Source organism: Devosia sp. Root436 (genome assembly GCF_001426345.1).
Lineage (GTDB): Bacteria > Pseudomonadota > Alphaproteobacteria > Rhizobiales > Devosiaceae > Devosia.
This window is the reverse complement of record NZ_LMEM01000010.1, coordinates 191087-213409: the sequence shown is the minus strand read 5'-3', so window position 1 is coordinate 213409 and position 22323 is coordinate 191087. Positions and strand designations below refer to the sequence as shown.

Below are 22323 nucleotides of genomic sequence, written 5' to 3'. Positions count from 1 at the left end.
TGCACCGCTCCAGATATGAGGTACGTGCATCATGACCTATCTCGGCATTGATATCGGCACGTCCGGCGTCAAGGCGCTGCTGATCGACGAGCATGGGCGGGCGCTGGGCGACGCCTCGGCCGCCGCTGTCGAGCCGGTGCGGCCGCATCCGGGCTGGTCCGAACAAAATCCGGCCGATTGGTGGACCGCCACCCTGGCCGCCATCGACAAGCTCAAGGCGTCCCATCCAGCGGAGCTAGCTTCGGTGCGCGGCATCGGCCTTTCCGGCCATATGCATGGCGCTACCCTGCTCGGCAGGAATGACGAAATCCTGCGCCCGGCCATTCTGTGGAATGACGGGCGCTCGGCGCAAGAATGCAAGGAAATGGAAGCGGCGCTCCCCTCGCTGCGCCAGCTGGCCGGCAATATCGCCATGCCCGGCTTCACCGCGCCCAAGATCGCCTGGGTCCGCAAGCACGAGCCGGCGGTATTCGAAAAAATCGAGAAGGTCCTGCTGCCCAAGGCCTATGTGCGCCTGCTGCTGACGGGCGAATATGTGGAGGACATGTCCGACGCGTCGGGCACGCTGTGGCTCGATGTCGGCAAGCGCGACTGGTCCGACGCGTTGCTGGCTGTGACCGGCCTGGATCGCTCGCATATGCCGCGCCTGGTCGAGGGCTCGGAGAGTTCGGGCACGCTCAAGCGCGAGCTGGCGCAGCGCTGGGGCATGGACGGTCTCGTCGTGGTGGCCGGCGGCGCCGGCGACAATGCCGCCTCCGCCTGCGGCATCGGCGCCATCCGGCCGGGCGAAGGCTTTGTTTCGCTGGGGACGTCGGGCGTGCTCTTCGTCTCCAACGAGCGCTTCAGCCCCAATACCGAAGGGGCGGTGCATGCCTTCTGCCACGCCATCCCCGATACCTGGCACCAGATGGGCGTCATCCTTTCGGCGACCGATAGTCTCAACTGGCTGAGCAAGATCACCGGCCAGAAACAGGCCGCGCTTTCCGCTGCTGCCGAGGCGCAGTTCACCGGACCGGGCGAGGAAATCTTCCTTCCCTATCTCTCGGGGGAACGCACCCCGCATAACAATGCCGCAGCGCGTGGTTCGTTCGTGGGCCTCAGCCATCTCTCCGATCCGGCCCGTTTGGCCCAGGCGGTGATGGAGGGGGTGACTTTCGCCTTCCGCGACAGCCAGCGTGTCCTGTCCGATGCCGGCACGAAAATCGACCATCTGCTGGCCGTGGGCGGCGGGTCAAAATCCGCCCTCTGGCTCCGCATGATCGCCACCAATCTGGATATGGAAATCGCCCTGCCCGAGGATGGCGATTTCGGCGGTGCGCTCGGCGCTGCCCGGCTCGGCCTCTGTGCCGCCGAAGGAGCTTCGCCCCAGACGGTGATGACCATGCCGCCGATACGAACAGTCATTGCGCCCGACAAAAACTTGTCGGCCGCCTATTCCGACCAATATGCACGCTATCGCGCGCTCTATCCTGCCATCGAGGAGGCACGTAATTGACCGACTTTTTCAAGGGCATTTCGCCGGTGAAGTTTGAGGGTGCCAACAGCACCAACCCGCTGGCCTATCGCCACTACAACAAGGACGAAATCGTCCTCGGCAAAAGGATGGAAGACCATATCCGTCCCGGCGTCGCCTATTGGCACACCTTCGCCTGGGAAGGCGGCGACCCGTTCGGCGGCCGCACCTTCGACCGGCCCTGGTATGACAAGGGCATGGAGGGCGCGCGCCTCAAGGCCGACGTGGCCTTCGAGCTGTTCGACCTGCTCGACATCCCCTTCTTCTGCTTCCACGACGCCGATATCGCGCCGGAAGGGGCGACGCTCGCCGAGAGCAACCGCAATGTGCGCGAAATCGGCGAAATCTTCGCCCGGAAGATGGAAAAGAGCCGGACGCGCCTGCTCTGGGGCACGGCGAACCTGTTCTCCAACCGCCGCTACATGTCCGGCGCCGCCACCAATCCGGACCCGGAAGTCTTCGCCTATGCCGCCGGCCAGGTGAAGAACGTGCTGGAGCTGACGCACGAACTGGGCGGCGCCAATTATGTGCTGTGGGGCGGCCGCGAGGGGTATGAAACCCTGCTCAACACCAAGATCGGCCAGGAGCAGGACCAGATGGGCCGCTTCCTGCATATGGTCATCGAGCATGCCGAAAAGATCGGCTACAAGGGCCAGATCCTGATCGAGCCCAAGCCTCAGGAGCCCAGCAAGCACCAGTATGATTTCGACGTCGCCACGGTCTATGGCTTCCTCAGGAAGTACGGCCTCGAAACCAAGGTGAAGTGCAATATCGAGGTCGGCCACGCCTTCCTCGCCAACCACTCCTTCGAGCACGAACTGGCTCTGGCCGCCTCGCTCGGCATTCTCGGCTCGGTCGATGCCAACCGCAACGACCTGCAGTCGGGCTGGGATACCGACCAGTTCCCCAACAATGTCCCCGAGACGACGCTCGCCTTCTACCAAATCCTCAAGGCCGGCGGCCTCAATTCGGGCGGCTGGAACTTCGACGCCAAGGTGCGCCGCCAGTCGATCGATCCGGCCGACCTGCTGCATGGCCATATCGGCGGCCTCGACGTGCTCGCCCGCTCGCTCAAGGCGGCGGCGGCGCTCATCGAGGACGGCACTTACGACAGGACAGTCGATGCCCGCTATGCCGGTTGGAACCAGGGCATGGGCAAGGACATCCTGGACGGCAAGCTGTCGCTCGCCGACCTCGCCGCCAAGGTCGATGCCGACAACATCAACCCGCAGCCGAAATCCGGCCAGCAGGAATATCTCGAAAATCTGATCAACCGCTTCGTGTGATGATCAGACCGATCGAAGCGGCTGACCGCGCCGCCTGGACGGAATTGTGGAAGGCCTACCTGGCCTTCTACGACACCGTGCTGCCCGATGAGGTCTATGCCTCGACCTGGTCGCGCCTGCTCGATCCCGACGAACCCACCTGGGGCGCCCTGGCGCTCCAGGACGGGATGCCCGTGGGGCTGGTGCACTGGCTTTACCACCGCACCAACTGGTCCATCTCCGACAGCTGCTACCTGCAGGACTTGTTCGTCGCGCCTGCGGGCCGCGGCCAGGGCCATGGGCGGGCACTGATCGAGCATGTCGCGGCCGACGCGACGGCCAAGGGTTGCTCGAGGGTCTATTGGACCACCCACCGTACCAATCACACGGCCATGCAGCTCTATGACCGCCTGGCCAGCGAGTCCGGTTTTCTTCAATACCGCATGACGCTGCCGCTTACCTAGGATCCCTGCCATGCCCCAGATCACCAATCCCATCCTGCCCGGCTTCAATCCGGACCCGTCCATTCTCCGCGTCGGCGACGATTATTACATCGCCACCTCCACCTTCGAGTGGTTCCCCGGCGTGCAGATTCACCACTCCAGGGACCTGGCCAATTGGGAGCTGGTCACCCGCCCGCTGACGCGCAAGGCGCAGCTCGACATGCGCGGCGACCCCGATAGCTGCGGCGTCTGGGCCCCCTGCCTGACCCATGACGGCGAAAAGTTCTGGCTGGTCTATACCGACGTCAAACGCAAGGACGGCTCGTTCAAGGACGCCCATAATTACATCGTCTGGGCCGACCGGATCGAGGGCCCGTGGTCGGACCCGGTCTATACCAACAGCTCGGGCTTCGACCCGAGCCTGTTCCATGACGATGACGGCCGCAAATGGATCGTCAACATGATCTGGGACCACCGCACCCGCCCGCTCAAATTCGCCGGCATCGCGCTGCAGGAATTCGATGCCAAGGCGGGCAGGCTGGTCGGTCGGATCAAGAATATCTACCAGGGCACCGACCTCAAGCTGGTCGAGGGTCCACATCTCTATAAGCGGAACGGCTGGTACTACCTGCTGACCGCTGAGGGCGGTACGGCCTATGACCACGCCTGCACCTTCGCCCGTTCGCGCAACATCGACGGGCCTTACGAGACCCATCCGCAAAAGCACATCCTGACCTCCAAGGATGCCCCGCTCGCTGCCCTGCAGCGCGCCGGCCATGGCGACATCGTCGAGACTCCCGAGGGCAAGACCTACCTGGTCCACCTCACCGGCCGCCCCACCACCCAGGAGCGCCGCTGCGTCCTCGGCCGCGAAACCGCGATCCAGGAAGCCTATTGGGGCGATGACGACTGGCTCTATGTGAAGAACGGCCCGGTACCCTCGTTGCATGTCGAGGTGCCCGGCACCCGTGACGAGGCAAAATACTGGGCCGAGCAGCGCTATACGTTCGAGAACGGCCTGCCCATCGACTTCCAGTGGCTGCGTACGCCCGAAGCCGACCGCATTTTCAGGGTCGAGGGCGGCAGGCTGACGCTGTTCGGCCGCGAGTCGATCGGCTCCTGGTTCGAGCAGGCTTTGGTGGCCCGCCGGCAGCAGCACTTCTCCTACGATGCGGAGACGGTGGTGGATTTCAAAGCCACCGACGAGCGCACCATGGCGGGGCTGACGGCCTATTACAGCCGCTACAACTTCTTCTACCTCGCCGTGACCGCGCATGCCGACGGGCAGCGCGAATTGCTGCTGATGAGCTCGGAAATCTCCTGGCCCGACGGCAATCTGACCTTCCCGGCCGCGCCGGTGCAGATTCCGAATGAAGGCAAGGTCAGGCTGGCGCTGACCATTCGCGGGCGGAAGCTGCAATTCTTCTACGCGCTGGAAGGCCAGGATCTGCAGCCCATCGGCCCGGTTCTGGACGCCTCGATCCTCTCGGACGAATGCGGCGGCCATCAGGCCCATGGCAGCTTCACCGGCGCCTTTGTCGGCATGGCGGCCCATGACCTCAACGGCACCGCCAGCCCGGCGGTCTTCGACTACTTCACCTATCGCCCGCAGCACGATCCGTCCGATCGCTACGAGGTGGATTCGCTGCGATAGGGCGAGCGGAAGCGCCGCTTGGGGTGTGGTTGTCGGATAAGTGCGTGTGACTCACCCCACCCTCATTCCCTCCCCACAAGGGGGAGGGAAGCCTGCTCAGCGGTTGAGTAGATATCCGAGTTGACCCTTGAAGGTCGATCTGGCGCCTCCCTCCCCCTTGTGGGGAGGGATTGAGGGTGGGGTGTTGCGGAAGGCCCGATCACGTTTCCCCGATTTGGGGCGACAATCGGTCGCACCTGGGCTAGGCTCACCTCGTTGCGGCCGCGGTTCGCGGGGGCGTGACGGGGCAGCGTTCTCATGGGCCAGCGGCCTCCTGAAAAGGAGACCTGACGCCATGGCCAATTTCCACGTCATTTCCGGTGCCGGCGACAAGCTCGACATGCCGGTCATCCATACGATCACGCTCGGCGACCTGGGCGATGCCCTGCGCCGGGGCATTGCCGATTTCTGGGAAAAGCCCAGCCATTACGTCCTGCTGGTGCTGATCTATCCCATTGTCGGCATCGTGCTGACGGTGTGGATGGATGGCTATTACACCTGGCCGCTGCTCTACCCCCTGGTGGGCGGTTTCGCGCTGATCGGGCCTTTCGCCGCCATCGGGCTCTACGAAATTTCCCGGCGGCGCGAACAGGGCCTCGACACGTCCTGGCATCACGCTTTCGAAGTGCTGAAATCACCGGCCATAGGCTCGATCGCCGCGCTGGCCATCATGCTCCTGGCGGTCTTCACCCTGTGGCTGACCGCGGCGCAGGCGCTGTACGAGAGCCTGTTCGGCTCATCCACGCCGCAGACGCTGGGCGGGCTGATGAACCAGATCTTCACCGAACCGGGCGGCATGACCCTGCTCATAACGGGCACCATGCTGGGCGCGCTCTTCGCCATCTTCACCCTCTGCACCACGGTCATCGCCTTTCCGCTGCTGCTCGACCGCGATGTGGGGGCCTTTGTGGCCGTCGAAACCTCGTTTCGCGCGGTCATGCATAATCCGGTGTCGATGCTGGCCTGGGGTATCATTGTGGGGGCAGGCATCTTCATCGGCTCGCTGCCGCTCTTTGTCGGCCTGGCCGTGGCCATCCCCATTTTCGGCCATGCCACCTGGCATCTCTATCGCAAGGTGGTGGAGCCGGCTTCGGTCATAAGGGGGATGTAAACACCGGGGCAAACCCCGGTGCCGAAGGTTGGATTTCCGCCCCGAACGCCATAAGGTCTCGGCTTCCTCGCCGAGACCCCTTTGCCCCATGGACCAATCGCCCATCGAACAAGCGCAGACCCCGGCCCTGACGCCGATGATGGCGCAGTATTTCGAGATCAAGGCGGTCAATCCCGGCTATCTGCTGTTCTATCGCATGGGCGATTTCTACGAGCTGTTCTTCGAGGATGCCGAGATTGCCAGCGCCGCCCTGGGCATCGTGCTGACCAAGCGCGGCAAGCATCTGGGCGAGGATATCCAGATGTGCGGCGTGCCCATCCATGCCGCCAACGACTATCTCAACAAGCTCATCAAGCTGGGCCACCGTGTCGCCATCTGCGAACAGGTGGAAGACCCCAGTGAAGCAAAGAAGCGCGGCGCCAAATCGGTGGTGAAGCGCGACGTGGTGCGGCTGATCACTGCCGGCACGCTGACCGAGGATGACCATCTCGACGCGCGTACCTCCAATTTTCTGGCCGCCCTGGCCATGGTGCGCCATGGCGAGACCGATTTCGCCCTGGCCTGGGCCGATGTCTCGACCGGCGAGACCTTTACCGCCGATCTGTCGGCTGAACAGCTCCAGGACGAACTGGCCCGCATCGGCCCGGCCGAACTGCTGCTGACCGAAGCGACCCGGCTGGCGCTGACCGAGCGGCACCTGTTCGCCCCGGCCTGGACCCCCATCACCTACGCCGCGCCTGCCGACAGCTTCGACAGCGAAACGGCCACTTCAAGCCTGCGCGCCGCCTTTCCCAATAGTGCATTCGACCCCACGTCGCTGTCCCGCGCCGCGCGAGCGGCTCTGGGCGCAGTGGTCGCTTATGTGCGCGAGAGCCAGAAGGGCGTCGGCGTGGCCTTGCGGGCCCCGATAGCCGATACGGCCAGCCGGCACATGGCCATCGACCAGGCCACGCGCGCCAGTCTCGAGCTGCACCAGACCCAGCGCGGCCAGGTCAGGGGCTCGCTGCGCCAGGTCATCGACCTGACGGTCACCGCTCCCGGCTCGCGGCTGCTGTCAGCGCGGCTGGCGTCGCCTTTGGCCGATGCCGCAGCCATCAACGAACGGCTCGATGCGGTGGGTCTGCTCGCCAATGACACGTTGCTGACCGGTCGCCTGCGCGCCGATCTCAAGGCGGTGCCCGACCTCGCCCGCGCGCTGACGCGGCTGGCGCTCGACCGCGGCGGTCCGCGCGATCTGGCCGCCATCGGCAAGGCGGTGAGCGCCGCCGCGGCACTGGCGCAGCATTTCGGCCGTATCGAGGACGCCCCCGCAATATTGGCCCGGCTGGCGCAGACCCTGGCCGCCGCGCCCTTGCCGCTGGCCTCCGAGCTGGCGCTGGCGCTGGACGACGAATTGCCGCTGCTGAGCCGTGATGGCGGCTTTGTCCGCAAGGGCTACGACCAGGCGCTCGATGACGAGCGGGCCCTGGCCAGCCAAACCCGCGCCGTCGTTGCAGCGCTGCAGGCAAGGCTGATCGAGGAAACCGACGTCCGCTCGCTGAAGATCCGGCACAATGGCGTGCTCGGCTATTTCGTCGAAGTGCCGGCCGCCCATGGCACGCGGCTGCTCGAAGAGCCCCACCGGCAGAGCTTCATCCATCGCCAGACATTGGCGAACGCGATGCGCTTCACCACGACCGAGCTGGCCGATCTCGAAGGCCGCATCGCCCGCGCGCATGAGGCGGCGCTGGAAATCGAGCTCAAGGTCTTCGCCAGCCTGCGCTATGACGTGTTGAGCCGCACCGATGCCCTGCGCGAGCTGGCCGATGCCCTGGCCGAGCTGGACGTGACCGCGGCCCTGGCGCATCTGGCTGCCACTCGCGCCTATATCCGCCCCGAAATCGACGATTCGCTGGCTTTCCGCATCGATGGCGGTCGCCATCCGGTGGTTGAAGATATGGTCTCGGCCGAGGGCCAGAGCTTCGTCGCCAATGACGCCGATCTCAGTGGCGACGACGCCATTGGCGGCGGGCGCCTGTGGCTGGTGACTGGCCCGAATATGGGCGGTAAATCGACCTTCCTGCGCCAGAATGCACTCATCGCCATCCTGGCGCATATGGGCAGTTTCGTGCCCGCGACGTCGGCCCATATCGGCGTGGTGGACCGGGTGTTTTCCCGCGTCGGCGCCAGCGACGACATTGCCCATGGCCGTTCGACCTTCATGGTCGAAATGGTCGAGACATCGGCCATCCTCAATCGCGCCACCCGGCGCAGCCTGGTGGTGCTCGACGAGATCGGCCGGGGCACCGCCACGTTCGACGGTCTCTCCATCGCCTGGGCGGCCGTCGAGGCCTTGCACGAAACCACCGGCTGCCGGGCGCTCTTCGCCACCCACTTCCACGAACTGACCAGCCTCGCCAAGACACTGAGCCGGGTTGCCAACGTCACCATGAAGGTGCGCGAATGGGAGGGCGAAGTGGTGTTCCTGCATGAAGTGGGGCCAGGCGCCGCAGACCGCTCCTATGGCATCCAGGTGGCGCGGCTGGCCGGCCTGCCCGAGCCGGTGCTGGCGCGGGCGCGCCAGGTTCTCACTGTGCTGGAGCAGCGCTCGGCCGGCACCGCCTCTTCCAGCCAGAAGGCCAGCGTGCTAGACGATCTGCCACTTTTCGCCCACCAGCCGCCCTCCCGGCCGGCAGGGCCGGACCCTGTACATGCCGCGCTCGACGTCGTTCGACCCGACGAGATGACCCCCAAGCAAGCGATCGAAACGCTCTACGAGTTGAAGAAAATCCGCGATGACGCTCGCCGAAGCTGAGGCAAAGCCGCGAAAACCGCTCTTCTCGCTCAAGCCGGCCGAGGTCATTCTCAGCGAGCTCGATGCGGCGATTGGCGAGGATGCGCCCAAATCCTCCACCGCCCGCGCTGCGGTGCTGGCGCATATCCGCAAGACCCTGGCCGAAGCGCGCAAGCAGGCCGAGGCCGAATTGCTGGCGTCAGGCAAGGGCGCACGCTGCGCGCAGAACCTCTCCAATGCCCAGGACGAGATCATCGCCGCGGTGCATCTGTTTGCCACCCGCCGCGTCTATCCGGTCGACAATCCCAGTGGCGCCGAGGCCATCGCCCTCTCCGCCGTCGGCGGCTATGGCCGTGGCACGCTGGCGCCGGGGAGCGATATCGACCTGCTGTTCATCCTGCCCTACAAGCAGACGCCCTGGGGCGAGCAGGTCACCGAATATGTGCTCTACATGCTCTGGGATCTCGGCCAGAAGGTCGGCCACGCCGTCCGTTCGGTCGATGAATGTATCCGCATGGCCCGTGCCGACATGACGGTGCGCACCGCCACGCTCGAAGCCCGCTTCCTGACCGGCGACCGGGCGCTGTTCGACAATCTCGTCACGCGCTTCGAAACCGAGATCATGCCGAAAACCGGCCCCGAATTCATCGCCGCCAAGATGGCCGAGCGCGATGAGCGGCACAAGCTGATGGGCAATACCCGCTATGTGGTCGAGCCCAATATCAAGGACGGCAAGGGCGGGTTGCGCGACCTCAACACACTGTTCTGGATCGGCAAGTATTTCTACCAGGTCAAGACATCGCATGAACTGGTCGGCAAGGGCGTGCTGTCAGCCGCCGAATACCGCCTGTTCTCGCGCGCCGAGGATTTCCTCTGGGCGGTGCGGTGCCACCTCCATTTCGTAACCGGCCGGGCCGAGGAGAAGCTGACCTTCGACGTGCAGCCCGAACTGGCCGAGCGCATGGGCTATGCCCAGCGCGTCGGCATGCTCGGCGTCGAGCGCTTCATGAAGCGCTACTTCCTCGTCGCCAAGGATGTGGGCGACCTGACGCGCATCATCTGCGCCAGCCTTGAATTCAACCACGCCAAGGATATGGACCTGGTCGGCCGCGTGCTGGCGCCCTTCCGCTCGGGCAAGTCGCGCATCAAGGGCGAAACCGATTTCGTGCTCGATACCGGAAGGCTCAATATCGCGGCCCCCGACGTGTTCGAGAAGGACCCGGTCAACCTCATCCGTATGTTCCTCGTCGCCGGGCGGGAGCAATTGCTGTTCCACCCCGATGCCATCAAGCATATCGCCCGCTCGCTGCGCCTCATCGACAACACGCTGCGGCACGATGCCAAGGCCAACGAGCACTTCCTGACCATCCTGACCAGCCCGCAATCGGTCGAGCGCATCCTGCGCCAGATGAACGAAAGCGGCGTGCTCGGCCGCTTCGTGCCCGATTTCGGCAAGATCGTCGCGCTGATGCAGTTCAACATGTACCACCACTATACGGTGGACGAGCACCTGATCCGCTCGGTCGGCGTCATGGCCGACATCGCCAATGGCGGGCTGCGCGACCAGCTGCCGCTGACCCACGAACTGCTGCCGCAGCTCAACGATACGCGCCTGATCTATGTCGCGCTGTTCCTGCACGACATCGCCAAGGGCCGCCCGGAAGACCATTCCATCGCCGGCGCCCGCATCGCCCGGAAACTCTGCCCGCGCTTCGGCCTCTCCCCGGCGGAGACCGACACCGTTTCCTGGCTGATCGAATATCACCTGCTGATGAGCGAGATCGCCCAGGCCCGCGATATCCAGGATCCCGAAACCGCAAAGGCCTTTGCCGATGTGGTGCAGTCGCCCCAGCGCCTGGCTTTGCTGATGATCCTCACCGCCTGCGATATCCGCGCCGTCGGCCCCGGCGTCTGGACCGGCTGGAAGGGCTCTTTGCTGCGCGCCCTCTACTATGCCACCGAGCCGTTGCTGTCTGGCGGGCACAGCCAGGTGACGCACTCCGATCGCGTCAATGCGGCGCGCCGTGCGCTGGCCGCCTCGCTCGAAGCCTGGCCACCGGCCGATGTGGAAGCCTATGTGGCGCGCCACTACGATCACTACTGGCTGCGCGCCGAGCCCGAATTGCAGGTGGAGCATGCCCGCATGATCCGCCAGGCCGATATGGCCGGGGAGCCGTTTGCCGGATCCATCAGGGTCAAGGCCTTCGAGGGCATTACCGAGGTGTCGTTCTATACGCCCGACCATCCGCGCCTGCTGTCGCTGATCGCCGGTGCCTGCACCATGCAGGATGCTTCCATTATCGGGGCGCAGATTTTTTCCACCCGCGACGGCCACGCCCTCGATACCTTCCGGCTGCGCCGCTCCTTTACCTCGGACGAGGACGAGAAGGTTCGCGCCACCCGCATCATCGATACGGTCAAGCAATTGCTGCAGGGCAAGCGGCAGATCCTCATCGATCTGGGCAAGGAAAGCCGCCACAACAAGCGGCTGCGGCCCTTCGCTTTGCCCTCGCAGGTCACGGTCTCCAATGCGCTCAGTGAAAAGTTCACCGTCATCGAGGTGTCCGGCCTCGACCGCATGGGCCTGCTGCATTCGCTGACCCATCAGATTTCCGACCTCAACCTCACCATCGGCTCGGCCCATATCGGCACCTATGGGGAAAAGGCGGTGGACGTCTTCTACATCACCGATCTCACCGGCCAGAAGATCACCTCCAAGCCCCGCCAGCGCAAGATTCACGACGCGCTGATGGGCGTGTTCCACCCCCGCGGCGAGAAGGTGGCCAATGGGTAGCGGCCCGTGCCACGCCCTCGTGGTTCGAGGGTCGCAAGTGCTCCCGCCTCACCATGAGGGCTACTGGGATACCGAGCCAAGAGTAGCCCTCATGGTGAGGTGCGCGTCCTTCACGCGCCTCGAACCACGAGGGCGTGGCAGGTGAGCCTCTACCGCAATTTCCTCTCCGTGGGCGGCCTCACGCTCGTTTCCCGTGTCGCCGGCTTCGTGCGCGATGCGCTGATGGCCGCGGTTCTGGGCACCGGCCCGGCCGCCGATGCCTTCTTTGCCGCCTTCCGCTTTCCCAACCTGTTCCGGCGCCTGTTTGCCGAGGGTGCCTTCAACACCGCTTTCGTGCCGCTATTCTCGGGGGCGCTGGAGCAGCAGGGACGCGATGGCGCGCTCGATCTCGCCTCGCGCATCATGGCCTGGCTGGTCGCCATGCTGGTGGGCGTGACGATCCTGGCGGAAATCTTCATGCCGCAGCTCATGATCGCCTTCGTCCCCGGCTTCCTCGACGATCCTGAAAAGTTCGATCTCACGGTGCTGCTGACGCGCATCATGTTCCCTTACCTGGCCTGCATGTCGCTGATGGCCGCTTATGGGGCGATCCTCAATTCGCTGGGCCGCTTCTTTGCCGCCGCCTTCGCGCCGGTGCTGCTCAACCTGGTCAATATCGCCGCCCTGATCCCGCTGATCACCTTCTGGGCCCAGGACCCGGCAGGCGCGGCCACCTGGGTCGGCATGGCCACCATGGCGGGCGGGCTGGCGCAACTGGCGCTGGTCTATGGCGCGATAAAGCGGGCCGATTTCGTGCCGGCGCTCCGCCTGCCCCGGTTCGATCCGGAGGTGCGCCGCTTCTGGATATTGGCCGTGCCGGCCATCCTCACCGGCGGCATTACCCAGATCAATATCTTCGTCGGCACCATCATCGCCTCGGGCGCCGACAATGCCATTTCCATCCTCAACTATGCCGACCGGCTCTATCAGCTGCCGCTCGGCATTATCGGCATCGCCATCGGCACGGTGCTGCTGCCCGAACTGTCCAGGCATCTGAAGGGCGGTCGAGAAACGGAGGCCCGTGCCACTCAGGATCAGTCCCTGCTGGCCGCGATGCTGCTTTCCATGCCCGCCGCCACGGCCCTGATCGCCATGGCCGAACCCATCGTGCGCGTGCTGTTCGAGCGCGGCGCCTTCGACGCGCTGGCCACCACCCAGACGGCGCAGGCACTGATCGCCTTTGCCACCGGCCTGCCCGCCTATGTGCTGATCCGCGTGCTGCAGCCGGGCTATTTCGCCCGCGAGGACACGCTGACGCCAACCGTTTTCGCCACCATTTCGGTGGTGATCAATATTGCCCTCTCGCTGCTGCTGTTCCCCAGCCTGGTCCATGTCGGCATCGCCATCGCCACCTCGGTCTCGGCCTGGCTCAATGCCGTGCTGCTGGCCCTGTTCCTGGCGCGGCGCGGCCATTTTGCACTGACCGGAGCAGAGTGGATCAAGCATGGGCTGATCATCGCCATCAGCGTGGTCATGGGCGGCGTGCTCTATCTTCTCGCGCAGCGCGGCGTGGGCTATTTCGCCAGCGGTGTCCCGCTCTGGCAGCAGGCGGGCCTGCTGGCTGCGCTGGTCGGCTTCGGCATGGTCCTCTATTTCACGCTGGTCCACATCACCGGCGCACAGAAGCTGGGTCTGCTGTTCCGCCGGATGCGGCGGGGGTGAGGCGATTGTTCGCCATGGCGTAAGCATGCTAACAGCCGGATCGCGCATTTCTGGAACTGCTAGGCTCGCCATGACCTTCACCCCCCGCGTTTTTTCCGGCATCCAGCCTTCGGGCGATCTGCATCTGGGCAATTATCTCGGCGCTATAAGGCGTTTCGTGCCGCTGCAGGATACCCATGACTGCATCTATTGCGTGGTCGACATGCATGCCATCACGGTCTGGCAGGATCCGGACGACCTGCGCCGCGCCACCCGCGAAGTGGCCACCGCCTATATCGCTGCCGGCATCGACCCCAAAAAAGCGATCGTTTTCAACCAGTCCCAGGTCATGCAGCATGCCGAACTGGCCTGGGTGTTCAATTGCGTCGCCCGCATCGGCTGGATGAACCGGATGACCCAGTTCAAGGACAAGGCCGGCAAGAATTCGGAAAACGTCTCGCTGGGCCTCTTGGCCTATCCCTCGCTGATGGCGGCCGATATCCTCGTCTACAAGGCCACCCACGTTCCCGTCGGCGACGACCAGAAGCAGCATCTCGAACTGACGCGCGATATCGCCGCCAAGTTCAACAACGACTATGCCAAGTCGATCGCCGATCGCGGGCTGGGCGAAGACTTCTTCCCCATCACCGAACCGCTGATCGCCGGCCCGGCCACGCGCATCATGAGCCTGCGCGACGGCACCAAGAAGATGAGCAAGTCGGACCCGTCCGACCAGTCGCGCATCTCGCTGCTCGACGATGCCGATGCCATCGCCAGGAAGATCAAGAAGGCCACCACCGATCCCGCGCCCCTGCCCGAGACGGTGGAAGGCCTCCTCGGCCGGCCGGAAGCCGACAATCTCGTAGGCATCTACGCCGCGCTTTCCGATACATCCAAGGCCCAGGTCATCGCCGAATTCGGCGGCAAGGGCTGGGGCATCTTCAAGCCGGCTCTCGCCGAACGCGCGGTGGCCCAGCTTGGCCCCATGGGTGACGAAATGCGCCGGCTGATCGAGGATACGACGACGATCGACGCCATCCTGCACGACGGCGCCGAGCGGGCCCGCGCCATTGCAGAGGCGACAATGGTCGATGTCCGCTCTATCGTCGGCTTCATCCGCTAAGCCTTGCCAGAAACGCGACAGAAGAAGGAGCGGCCGTGGTTTCACAGACCGAATACAAGCGCAAATTCCTCGTCGTCATCGACGAGACGCCCGAATGCGAACGGGCGCTGACCTTTGCCGCCTATCGCGTCAAGCGCACCGGCGGCACCGTGGTCCTGATGAGCGTGGTGCAGAAGCCCGAATTCATCGGCCTGGGCGTCGAGGACGTGCTGCGCGCCGAAGCCGTCGAGGAGGCCGAGCGCAATCTCGACGCCCGCCTCGCCCGCATCCGCGATATCGGCGAAGTGCGCAGCGAATCGGTCATCCGCGAGGGCAATGCCGCCGAGGAAATCGAGCATGTCATCGACCAGGACCGCGATATCGCCATCCTGGTGCTGGCGGCCTCTACTTCGGGCGAGGGCCCCGGCCCGCTGGTGATGCACTTCGCCAACCGCGCCAACGCCCTGCCGATACCGCTGACCATCGTGCCGGGCCGCATGAGCGACGAGGAGATCATCGCGATCTGCTGAGCGTGCAGCAGGCAAGATCGCGCCGGTGGCGCGATTTTAAAGCAGGCCATGAGAGCTATGCTCGAATGGCCCAGGTATCGGGACATGCATATCTGCTCCGCGCCTTTGGCCTTGCATCCTGACCGCAAAAGTCTATTTTAGAAGCGTTCTAATCGTAAACCGCAGGCGCCCCGATGTTCATCCAGACCGAAGCCACGCCCAATCCGGCGACCCTCAAGTTCCTGCCGGGGCGCGATGTGCTGGTGGGTGAACCGCGCGATTTCCGTAGCGTCGAGGCCTCGTCCAATTCCCCGCTTGCCCAGGGCCTGTTCTCGATTTCCGGCGTCACCGGGGTATTCCTTGGTTCCGATTTCATCTCGGTGACCAAGGACGATACCAACTGGGCCCATATCAAGCCGGCCATTCTTGGCGTCATCATGGACCACTTCCTGTCTGGCAAGCCGGTCATCGTTGAGGGCGGCGTCGATGTCGCCAATTTCGATGAGGTCGATGAATTCTTCGAGGAAGAAGACAGCGAGACGGTGGAGGTCATCAAGGAATTGCTGGCCACCCGCGTCCGCCCGGCCGTCGCCATGGATGGCGGCGACATCACCTTCAAGGGCTTCAAGGAAGGCACCGTGTTCCTCCATATGCAGGGCGCCTGCTCGGGCTGCCCCTCTTCCACGGCCACGCTCAAGAGTGGCATCGAAAACCTGCTCCGCCACTTCGTGCCGGGTGTGGAAGCCGTGCAGCAGGTCTGAGGTTCAGTTAAGCAGCAAGCCAAAGGGTCTGGAGAGCAATCTCCGGACCCTTGGTTTTTTAAAGACACCGTGGATGTGGGAACAACCCTATTCCGCCGCCGCCTTGTCCACCGCGCTGCGCTGGTCGGTGATGGCCAATGGCTCAGCATCGCCGTCCCGCTTTCGCCGGATGCGCAACCGCTTGATGCGGCGGCTGTCGGCGGCGAGAATCTCGAACTCGAAACCATCGAGCCGCGTCACCCGCTCGCCGCGCTTGGGCACATGCCCGGCCAGATCGAACACCAGCCCGCCGATGGTTTCCACGTCATCGGCATATTCGCCGGGGTCGAAATCCGGCCCGATCAGGCTCCGCACGTCGCTGAGCTCGGCGCGGGCATCGGCGATATAGCTATCGGCACCCACCTTGCGGATCAGCGCGGCAGCCAGCTCGTCATGCTCGTCCTCGATCTCGCCGACCACGGCTTCGAGCAGGTCCTCGATGGTCACCAGGCCATCGGTGCCGCCATATTCGTCGACCACGATGGCCATATGCACGCGGCTCGCGCGCATCGATTGCAGCAGGTCGCCCACCGGCATGAAGGTCGGCACGAACATGGCGTCGCGCGTCAGGTCGAGCTTGACGATCTTCTGCTTGAGCACGGACGAGACCAGCTTGACTGGTACATCCTTGGCCGGGTCCATCACCGGCTCGGTGATCTTGCCCAAGGCGTCCTTGACGTGAATGAAGCCGAGGATATTGTCGAGATTGTCGTCATAGACCGGCAGGCGCGAATGGCCGACCTGGCGGAACTTCGCCAGCAGCGCACCCAGGTTGACATCGGATTCGATGGCCTGGATGTCGGATCGTTCCACCATCACGTCGGCAACCGACACGTTGGAGAGCTTGAGCACATTCTGCAGGATCGTGCGCTCGCTCTCGGAGAAGTCGCCGGTTTCGGCGCTTCCCTGCTCGTCGAGCGCGACCTGCAGATCGTCGCGCAATGAAACCGTGCCGCGGGCCAGCATGGCCTTGATGCGGTTCCAGATCGATGGCCCCCGTGCAGGCACGGAGGCGGGACTAGAAGGAGGCTCGGGATTGGTGGGCGCTTGATGGCCCAGACTGTCGCTGTCGTTCATGGTCTCTCGCCGCAACAAGCGGCTTATCTGTCCTCGAAACGGGATGACGCCCGGCTCGTTCTCGTGCCGGCCTAATCGGCATAGGGGTCGGCGACCCCAAGGCTTCCCAATATCTGGGTTTCGAGGCCCTCCATTTGAAGAGCCTCCGCGTCGGTAAGGTGATCATACCCTAAAATATGCAGAAATCCATGCACCACGAGATGGGTGAAATGGTCGGCAAAAGTCGTGCCCTGCTCGGCCGCCTCGCGCTCCAGCGTCTCGCGCGCCAGCGTGATGTCGCCGAGCAGCCCGATCACCGGCCCGAAGGGCTCGATCTGCGGGAAGCTCAGGACGTTGGTGGAACTGTCCTTGCCGCGCCATTCCCGGTTGAGCGCGTGCTGCTCCTCGTCATTGGTGAGCAGGATCGACAACTCCGCCGCGCCCTTGACCTTGGGCCTGGCAAAGGCGAGCGCCGCCAGCACCGCTGCTTCGGCACGCGCTTGCAGATTTTCGGGCCAGGCGTCGTCGTTGACGATGACGGCGATATCCAATGGTGCAGGAGGCATCTAAAGCACTAACCTTGCTGCCACGCCTCGTGGTTCGAGGGTCGCTACGCTCCCGCCTCACCATGAGGCTACTGCGAGCGCTGGGTTTCAAGTAGTCCTCATGGTGAGGTGCGCTTCTTCAGCGCCTCGAACCACGAGGACGTGGCACCATCAAAGCTCAGCTCCGCGACACCGTTCCCAGGGTGCGCGCCAGCCCTTCGGAATCCCGGTCCTTTTCGGCGAGCTTCCTGGCCGTATCTGCCTCGTAGGCCCGCACGATGCGGCCGACCAGTGCGTGGCGCACCACGTCCTTGTCGTTGAAGCGTGAAATATGTACGCCCTCGACGCCATCGAGCAGGTTCACGGCCTCCACCAGCCCCGATTTCTCGCCGCGCGGCAGGTCGACCTGGGTCGGATCGCCGGTAACGATCATCTTGGAGTTCTCGCCCAGGCGGGTGAGGAACATCTTCATCTGCATCGAGGTGGTATTCTGCGCCTCGTCGAGAATGACCACGGCATTGGCCAGCGTGCGGCCGCGCATGAAGGCCAGCGGCGCCACTTCGATGATCCCCGAAGTGATGCAGCGCTCGACATTCTCGGGCTTCATCATATCGTAGAGCGCGTCATAGAGCGGGCGCAGATAGGGGTCCACCTTCTCCTTCATGTCGCCGGGGAGGAACCCCAGGCGCTCGCCGGCTTCCACGGCCGGGCGGCTGAGGATGATGCGGTTGATATCGCCGCGTTCGAGCAGGCTGGCAGCATGGGCCACCGCCAGATAGGTCTTGCCGGTACCGGCCGGGCCGATACCGAACACCAGCTCGCTCCGCTCCATGGCGCGCATATAGGCGTCCTGCGCCGGGGTGCGGGCGACGATGGTGGATTTGCGCGTGGCGATCTGGGCCATGCGCACCTTGCCCTTGCGCTCCAGCGTCGGCAGGGTGAGCTGGCTGTCCTCGGTCTCGATCATGCGGATGACGCCATCGACATCTGATATGTCGATGCTGCGGCCTTCCTCCAGCGAACCATAAAGCGATTCCAGCACGCGCCGCGCCTGGTCGACCGCGCTCGCTGCGCCTTTGAGCAGGACATGATTGCCGCGGGGCGTGGCCGAAACCTTGAGCCGCTGTTCGATCAAAGCGAGGTTCTGGTCGAAATCGCCATAGAGCTGGGCAGCGAGGCGATTGTCTTCAAAAGCGAGTTCGAGTTGCGATGCGAGTGCGTTGTCTGCGGTCGGTGACAAATGCCTGCTCAAACTGGTGTGGCTCCCGGAGGGACGGCGCGGGCTTGCGCCTGTCGCTGGACAACGAGGCTAGGATGATTTGGGTCCCGTGTCTGTAGCAATATTGTGACGGCTCACCGCATGCACAAGCCTAGGCCGCGGCCTTCACCTTCAGCCGCCCGACCAGCGAATTGGTGCTGGTGCCGATGATCTCCACCTGGTGGATCGCCCCGATCAGCTCGGTACTCCCCTCCAGATGCACCGCCTGCAGATAAGGCGAACGCCCGCCCACCTGCCCGGCCTGCCGTCCCGGACGCTCGACCAAAACCGGCAGGGTCTTGCCAACGCAGCTTTGATGGAAAGCCGTGGTCTGGGCATTGACCAGTTCCTGCAGCCGATACAGCCGCTCGGTCTTGACCGCTTCGTCCACCTGATCGGTCAGCGACGCGCCGGGTGTACCCGGCCGCGTCGAATATTTGAACGAATAGGCCGAGGCATAGCCGACATCGCGGATAATGCGCAGCGTATCCTCGAAATCCTGGTCGGTTTCGCCGGGGAAGCCGACGATGAAATCGCCCGACAGCGCCATGTCCGGCCGCGCCGCCTTGATGCGCGCGATGACATCGAGATATTCGGCCGCCGTGTGGCGCCGGTTCATCGCCTTGAGGATCGTGTCGCTCCCCGACTGCACTGGAAGGTGCAGGTAGGGCATCAATATATCGAGGTCGCGATGCGCCGCGATCAGCGCGTCGTCCATGTCGCGCGGATGGCTGGTCGTATAGCGCAGCCGTTCCAGCCCTGGAATTTCGGCCAGCAGATAGGCCAGTTCGCCCAGCCCCACGGCGCGGCCCTTGTCGTCGCCGTGATAGGCGTTGACGTTCTGCCCCAGCAGCGTGATTTCCTTGACGCCCGCCTCCACCAGCCCGCGCGCCTCCGATATCACCTGCGCCACCGGCCGGCTGACCTCCGCGCCGCGCGTATAGGGCACGACGCAGAACGAACAGAATTTATCGCAGCCTTCCTGCACGGTGAGGAAAGCCGTCAGCCCGCGCTTGATGGTGACTTCCTTCTTCGCGGACGGCAGGTGCTCGAACTTGTCCTCCTCGGGGAAGTCGGTATCGATGACAGCGCGCTTGAGGCTCGGATGCAGGTGCCTTTGCGCCTCGGCCTGAACCAGCATGTCGGGCAGCTTGTGATAGGCCTGCGGCCCGAACACCATGTCGACGACAGGCGCGCGGCGGGCGATTTCCTCGCCCTCGGCCTGCGCCACGCAGCCGGCCACGCCGATCAGCATGTCGCCGCCCAGCGCCCGGCGCTCGTTCTGCAGTTCCTTGAGCCGGCCGAGCTCGGAAAACACCTTTTCCGAGGCCTTTTCGCGGATATGGCAGGTATTGAGCAGCACCAGGTCCGCCTGACCCATGTCGAGCGTCGTCTCATAGCCGTGCGGCGCCAGCGCATCCATCATGCGGTCGCTGTCATAGACGTTCATCTGGCACCCATAGGTCTTGATGAACAGCTTCTTGGTATTGGCGCGCGTCTCGATCATGCCGGCTCTTTACCAGACTTCGAGGTGTGCGGCATAGCCGCAGAAGACTCAAAGCCGACTCCGGGCGCTTGCAACCTTGCGGCCACCGCAGGGGTTTCCCTTCCAGAAAGGGAGTGTCCAAATGACCCAGACCCACAAGACCGACAAGGCCGCCGCCATGAAGCACGGCAAGAAGCCCGGCCCCAAGGATGCACCGGTGCAGGTACGCAATGCCGGCAAGGATGCACAGGCCGACAAGCCCGCCGAATGGGACGAGCAGGACGAAGCCGTGGACGAGAGCTTTCCAGCCAGCGATTCCAGCGCCAAATACTGACCGGCGTGGCATTTGTGCCAGCCCTGCCAAACATTTGGCCCATGGGGACTTCTGACGCTATCGGGGCAACCGCGTCTGACGCTATGGTCATGCTGCGGCAGGGCGGTTTTGCGTAGCATCCGGCCGCGAAAGGCGCGGCATGGCGGGGGCACCCCACACCACGGACGACAGCAAGGACGCGACAAGCCCAGCAGGCCCGCAAGGCCGGTCGTGGTCCCGCTCGCAGCCCATGGCTTTTTACCTCTTCGCGCTGGTGCTGGTTATCCTCATTCCGGCACTGGTCGTGTCGCTGGTGCTGCTCAATCGGAACAACCGCGCCCAGGAAGAGGTTGTACGCGCGCTGACCAATGCCACCGTGCAGGCCATGGGCCAGTCGGTGGAACGCGAAGTCGCCGGCATGGCGACGACGCTGCGAATCCTGTCCTCCAGCCAGGAATTGGCCGAGAACGACCTTGCCGCATTCCATGAGCGCGCCGTGGTGGCCCTGGCCGGCAGTGGCTCCTATCTGCTGGCGCTCGATCGGAATTTCGATCAGTTGCTCAACACCCGCGTACCCTATGGCGAGCCGCTGAATCGTACCTCCAACCCCAAGATCGCCGCCGAGGCATTCGAGCGCGGCATTGCCACGGTGTCCGGGCTGTTTTTCGGTCAGACGGCGCAGCAATGGGTCTTCAATGTATTGCTGCCGATACCCAACGGGCGGGAGGTCGTGCTGCTGGCCCTGACGCGGAATGCCGCCAATCTCGCTGCCACATTGCAATCCCGCCAACTGCCGACGGGCTGGCATGCGGCCCTGGTCGATAGCGCCAATCTCGTGCTGGCAGCGACCGCCGATGCCGGGCTCGAAACCGGCGCCGTGCTTCCGATGCGCCAGGCAGTCGACCGGTCCCCCGACGAATGGCGGCGCGAGCGGTTCGATGGTGACATGGTGGTGACATCGGAATGGCGCTCGGGCCTGTCCGGCTGGCGCGTCATTGCCTGGGCCTCGGTCGGCACCGTCGAGCGCCCGCTGGGCGAGTCGCTGCTCTGGCTGGCGGCCTGGAGCGTGGTCATCGCTGGCGTGGCCGGTGGGCTGGCATTGCTCATCGCCCAGCGTGTCGGTCATTCGGTGCGTGGCCTGCGCCGCGATGCCCAGCGGCTGGGCCGGGGCGAGCCGGTGGTGCCCCGCGATTATCCGGTTACCGAAATCGCCGAAGTGTCGCAGGCGCTGGTCAATGCGTCGACCAAGCGCCTGGCGGCCGAAAGCGAGGTGCGTTTCCTGATGCGGGAACTGGCGCACCGCTCCAAGAACCAGATGACCGTCATCGCGGCCATGGCCAAGCAGACGGCCCGCGGCGCCGAGGATGTCGACAGCTATGTGCAGGCCTTCGAGCGGCGCATTCTGGGCCTCGCCCGCTCCACCGACCTGCTGCTGACCCACGGCCTGGCAGGCGTGCTGCTGGCTGAGCTGGTCGAGAGCCATATCGCCCCCTTCTGTCCGCTCGATGCCGCAAGGGTAAAACTGTCCGGGCCGATGGTCCGCCTCAATGCCCAGGCCGCTCAGGTGCTGGGCATGGCGGTGCATGAGCTGGCGACCAACGCGGTCAAATACGGCGCCTTTGCCGGCAATTCGGGTGCGCTCGCGGTGCGCTGGCGTGTCGTCGACCAGCACCTGGATTTCAACTGGCGCGAGACCGTGCCTCCGGGCCTCGTCGTTTCGGAGCGGGTCGGCTTCGGCACCACCGTCCTGCAATCCATGGTTGGCCGCTCGCTGAACGCAGAGGTCGAGCGGCATTGCCACGATGACGGTATGGAATGGCGCTTTCTCATCCCGCTCAGCGCCATCGATCCGGCCGCCACGCCCGCGCCGGACCAGGAGCCGGCATCCGAATAAATTCTGGCGTTATTCCGCTCTTTGCACTATAGGGACGCCAGTCTTGGGCCTTGCGGCCCGAGCATTCACGGCCCCGCCTGGACGACAT

17 protein-coding genes are annotated in these 22323 nt (G+C 64.4%); 13 read left to right on the top strand and 4 right to left on the bottom strand.

Translation table 11 applies throughout. The features are described from left to right. Positions 1-31: 31 nt before the first annotated feature. The 11 genes from xylB (at position 32) to ASD04_RS09785 (ending at position 15644) form a co-directional block, all read left to right on the top strand. Positions 32-1495 (top strand): xylulokinase, encoded by a 1464-nt coding sequence (gene xylB / locus ASD04_RS09835; RefSeq protein ID WP_056255872.1) that lies wholly within the window; start codon positions 32-34, stop codon positions 1493-1495. Next, positions 1492-2799: a xylose isomerase gene (gene xylA / locus ASD04_RS09830; RefSeq protein ID WP_056255869.1), complete on the top strand. Its 1308-nt coding sequence runs from the start codon at positions 1492-1494 to the stop codon at positions 2797-2799. The genes xylB and xylA overlap by 4 nt, the downstream gene beginning before the upstream one ends. Next, the gene (locus ASD04_RS09825; RefSeq protein WP_056255866.1) at positions 2799-3242 is read left to right on the top strand and encodes a GNAT family N-acetyltransferase; all 444 of its coding nucleotides are present in this window, start codon (positions 2799-2801) and stop codon (positions 3240-3242) included. The genes xylA and ASD04_RS09825 overlap by 1 nt, the downstream gene beginning before the upstream one ends. A gap of 10 nt (positions 3243-3252) precedes the next feature. Further along, complete coding sequence (locus ASD04_RS09820) at positions 3253-4875, top strand: glycoside hydrolase family 43 protein (RefSeq protein ID WP_056255863.1); 1623 nt, start codon at positions 3253-3255, stop codon at positions 4873-4875. 334 nt (positions 4876-5209) lie between these two features. After that, entirely contained in the window at positions 5210-6025 is an 816-nt protein-coding gene (locus tag ASD04_RS09815; protein WP_056255862.1) for a DUF2189 domain-containing protein, read from the top strand. An 88-nt stretch (positions 6026-6113) separates the two neighbouring features. Beyond that, positions 6114-8819 (top strand): DNA mismatch repair protein MutS, encoded by a 2706-nt coding sequence (gene mutS / locus ASD04_RS09810; RefSeq protein ID WP_056255860.1) that lies wholly within the window; start codon positions 6114-6116, stop codon positions 8817-8819. Continuing rightward, the gene (locus ASD04_RS09805) at positions 8800-11592 is read left to right on the top strand and encodes a [protein-PII] uridylyltransferase (RefSeq protein WP_056255858.1); all 2793 of its coding nucleotides are present in this window, start codon (positions 8800-8802) and stop codon (positions 11590-11592) included. Before mutS ends, ASD04_RS09805 begins: the two co-directional genes overlap by 20 nt. A gap of 141 nt (positions 11593-11733) precedes the next feature. Next, positions 11734-13293, top strand: a complete 1560-nt coding sequence (gene murJ / locus ASD04_RS09800; protein ID WP_056255856.1) for a murein biosynthesis integral membrane protein MurJ — start codon at positions 11734-11736, stop codon at positions 13291-13293. 70 nt (positions 13294-13363) lie between these two features. Further along, complete coding sequence (gene trpS, locus ASD04_RS09795; RefSeq protein ID WP_056255855.1) at positions 13364-14395, top strand: tryptophan--tRNA ligase; 1032 nt, start codon at positions 13364-13366, stop codon at positions 14393-14395. Between the two features lie 35 nt (positions 14396-14430). Then, positions 14431-14904 carry a universal stress protein gene (locus ASD04_RS09790; RefSeq protein WP_056255853.1) on the top strand — a complete coding sequence of 158 codons (474 nt, stop codon included), beginning with the start codon at positions 14431-14433 and terminating at the stop codon, positions 14902-14904. A gap of 173 nt (positions 14905-15077) precedes the next feature. Then, positions 15078-15644: a NifU family protein gene (locus tag ASD04_RS09785; protein ID WP_056255851.1), complete on the top strand. Its 567-nt coding sequence runs from the start codon at positions 15078-15080 to the stop codon at positions 15642-15644. Between the two features lie 87 nt (positions 15645-15731). On the opposite strand, the gene ASD04_RS09780 is transcribed toward ASD04_RS09785, so the two are convergent. The 4 genes from ASD04_RS09780 to miaB form a co-directional block, all read right to left on the bottom strand. Further along, positions 15732-16760: a hemolysin family protein gene (locus tag ASD04_RS09780; RefSeq protein ID WP_244488295.1), complete on the bottom strand. Its 1029-nt coding sequence runs from the start codon at positions 16758-16760 to the stop codon at positions 15732-15734. A 71-nt stretch (positions 16761-16831) separates the two neighbouring features. Then, entirely contained in the window at positions 16832-17305 is a 474-nt protein-coding gene (ybeY, locus tag ASD04_RS09775; RefSeq protein ID WP_056255846.1) for an rRNA maturation RNase YbeY, read from the bottom strand. Between the two features lie 157 nt (positions 17306-17462). After that, positions 17463-18524 (bottom strand): PhoH family protein, encoded by a 1062-nt coding sequence (locus ASD04_RS09770; protein WP_244488294.1) that lies wholly within the window; start codon positions 18522-18524, stop codon positions 17463-17465. 130 nt (positions 18525-18654) lie between these two features. Further along, entirely contained in the window at positions 18655-20049 is a 1395-nt protein-coding gene (gene miaB, locus ASD04_RS09765) for a tRNA (N6-isopentenyl adenosine(37)-C2)-methylthiotransferase MiaB (RefSeq protein ID WP_056255842.1), read from the bottom strand. Between the two features lie 121 nt (positions 20050-20170). Between miaB and ASD04_RS09760 the strand changes: the two genes are divergently transcribed. Continuing rightward, the gene (locus ASD04_RS09760) at positions 20171-20362 is read left to right on the top strand and encodes a hypothetical protein (protein WP_056255840.1); all 192 of its coding nucleotides are present in this window, start codon (positions 20171-20173) and stop codon (positions 20360-20362) included. 229 nt (positions 20363-20591) lie between these two features. Next, on the top strand, positions 20592-22235 hold the full coding sequence (locus ASD04_RS09755) for a sensor histidine kinase (protein ID WP_056255838.1): 1644 nt from the start codon (positions 20592-20594) through the stop codon (positions 22233-22235). Positions 22236-22323: the final 88 nt, after the last annotated feature.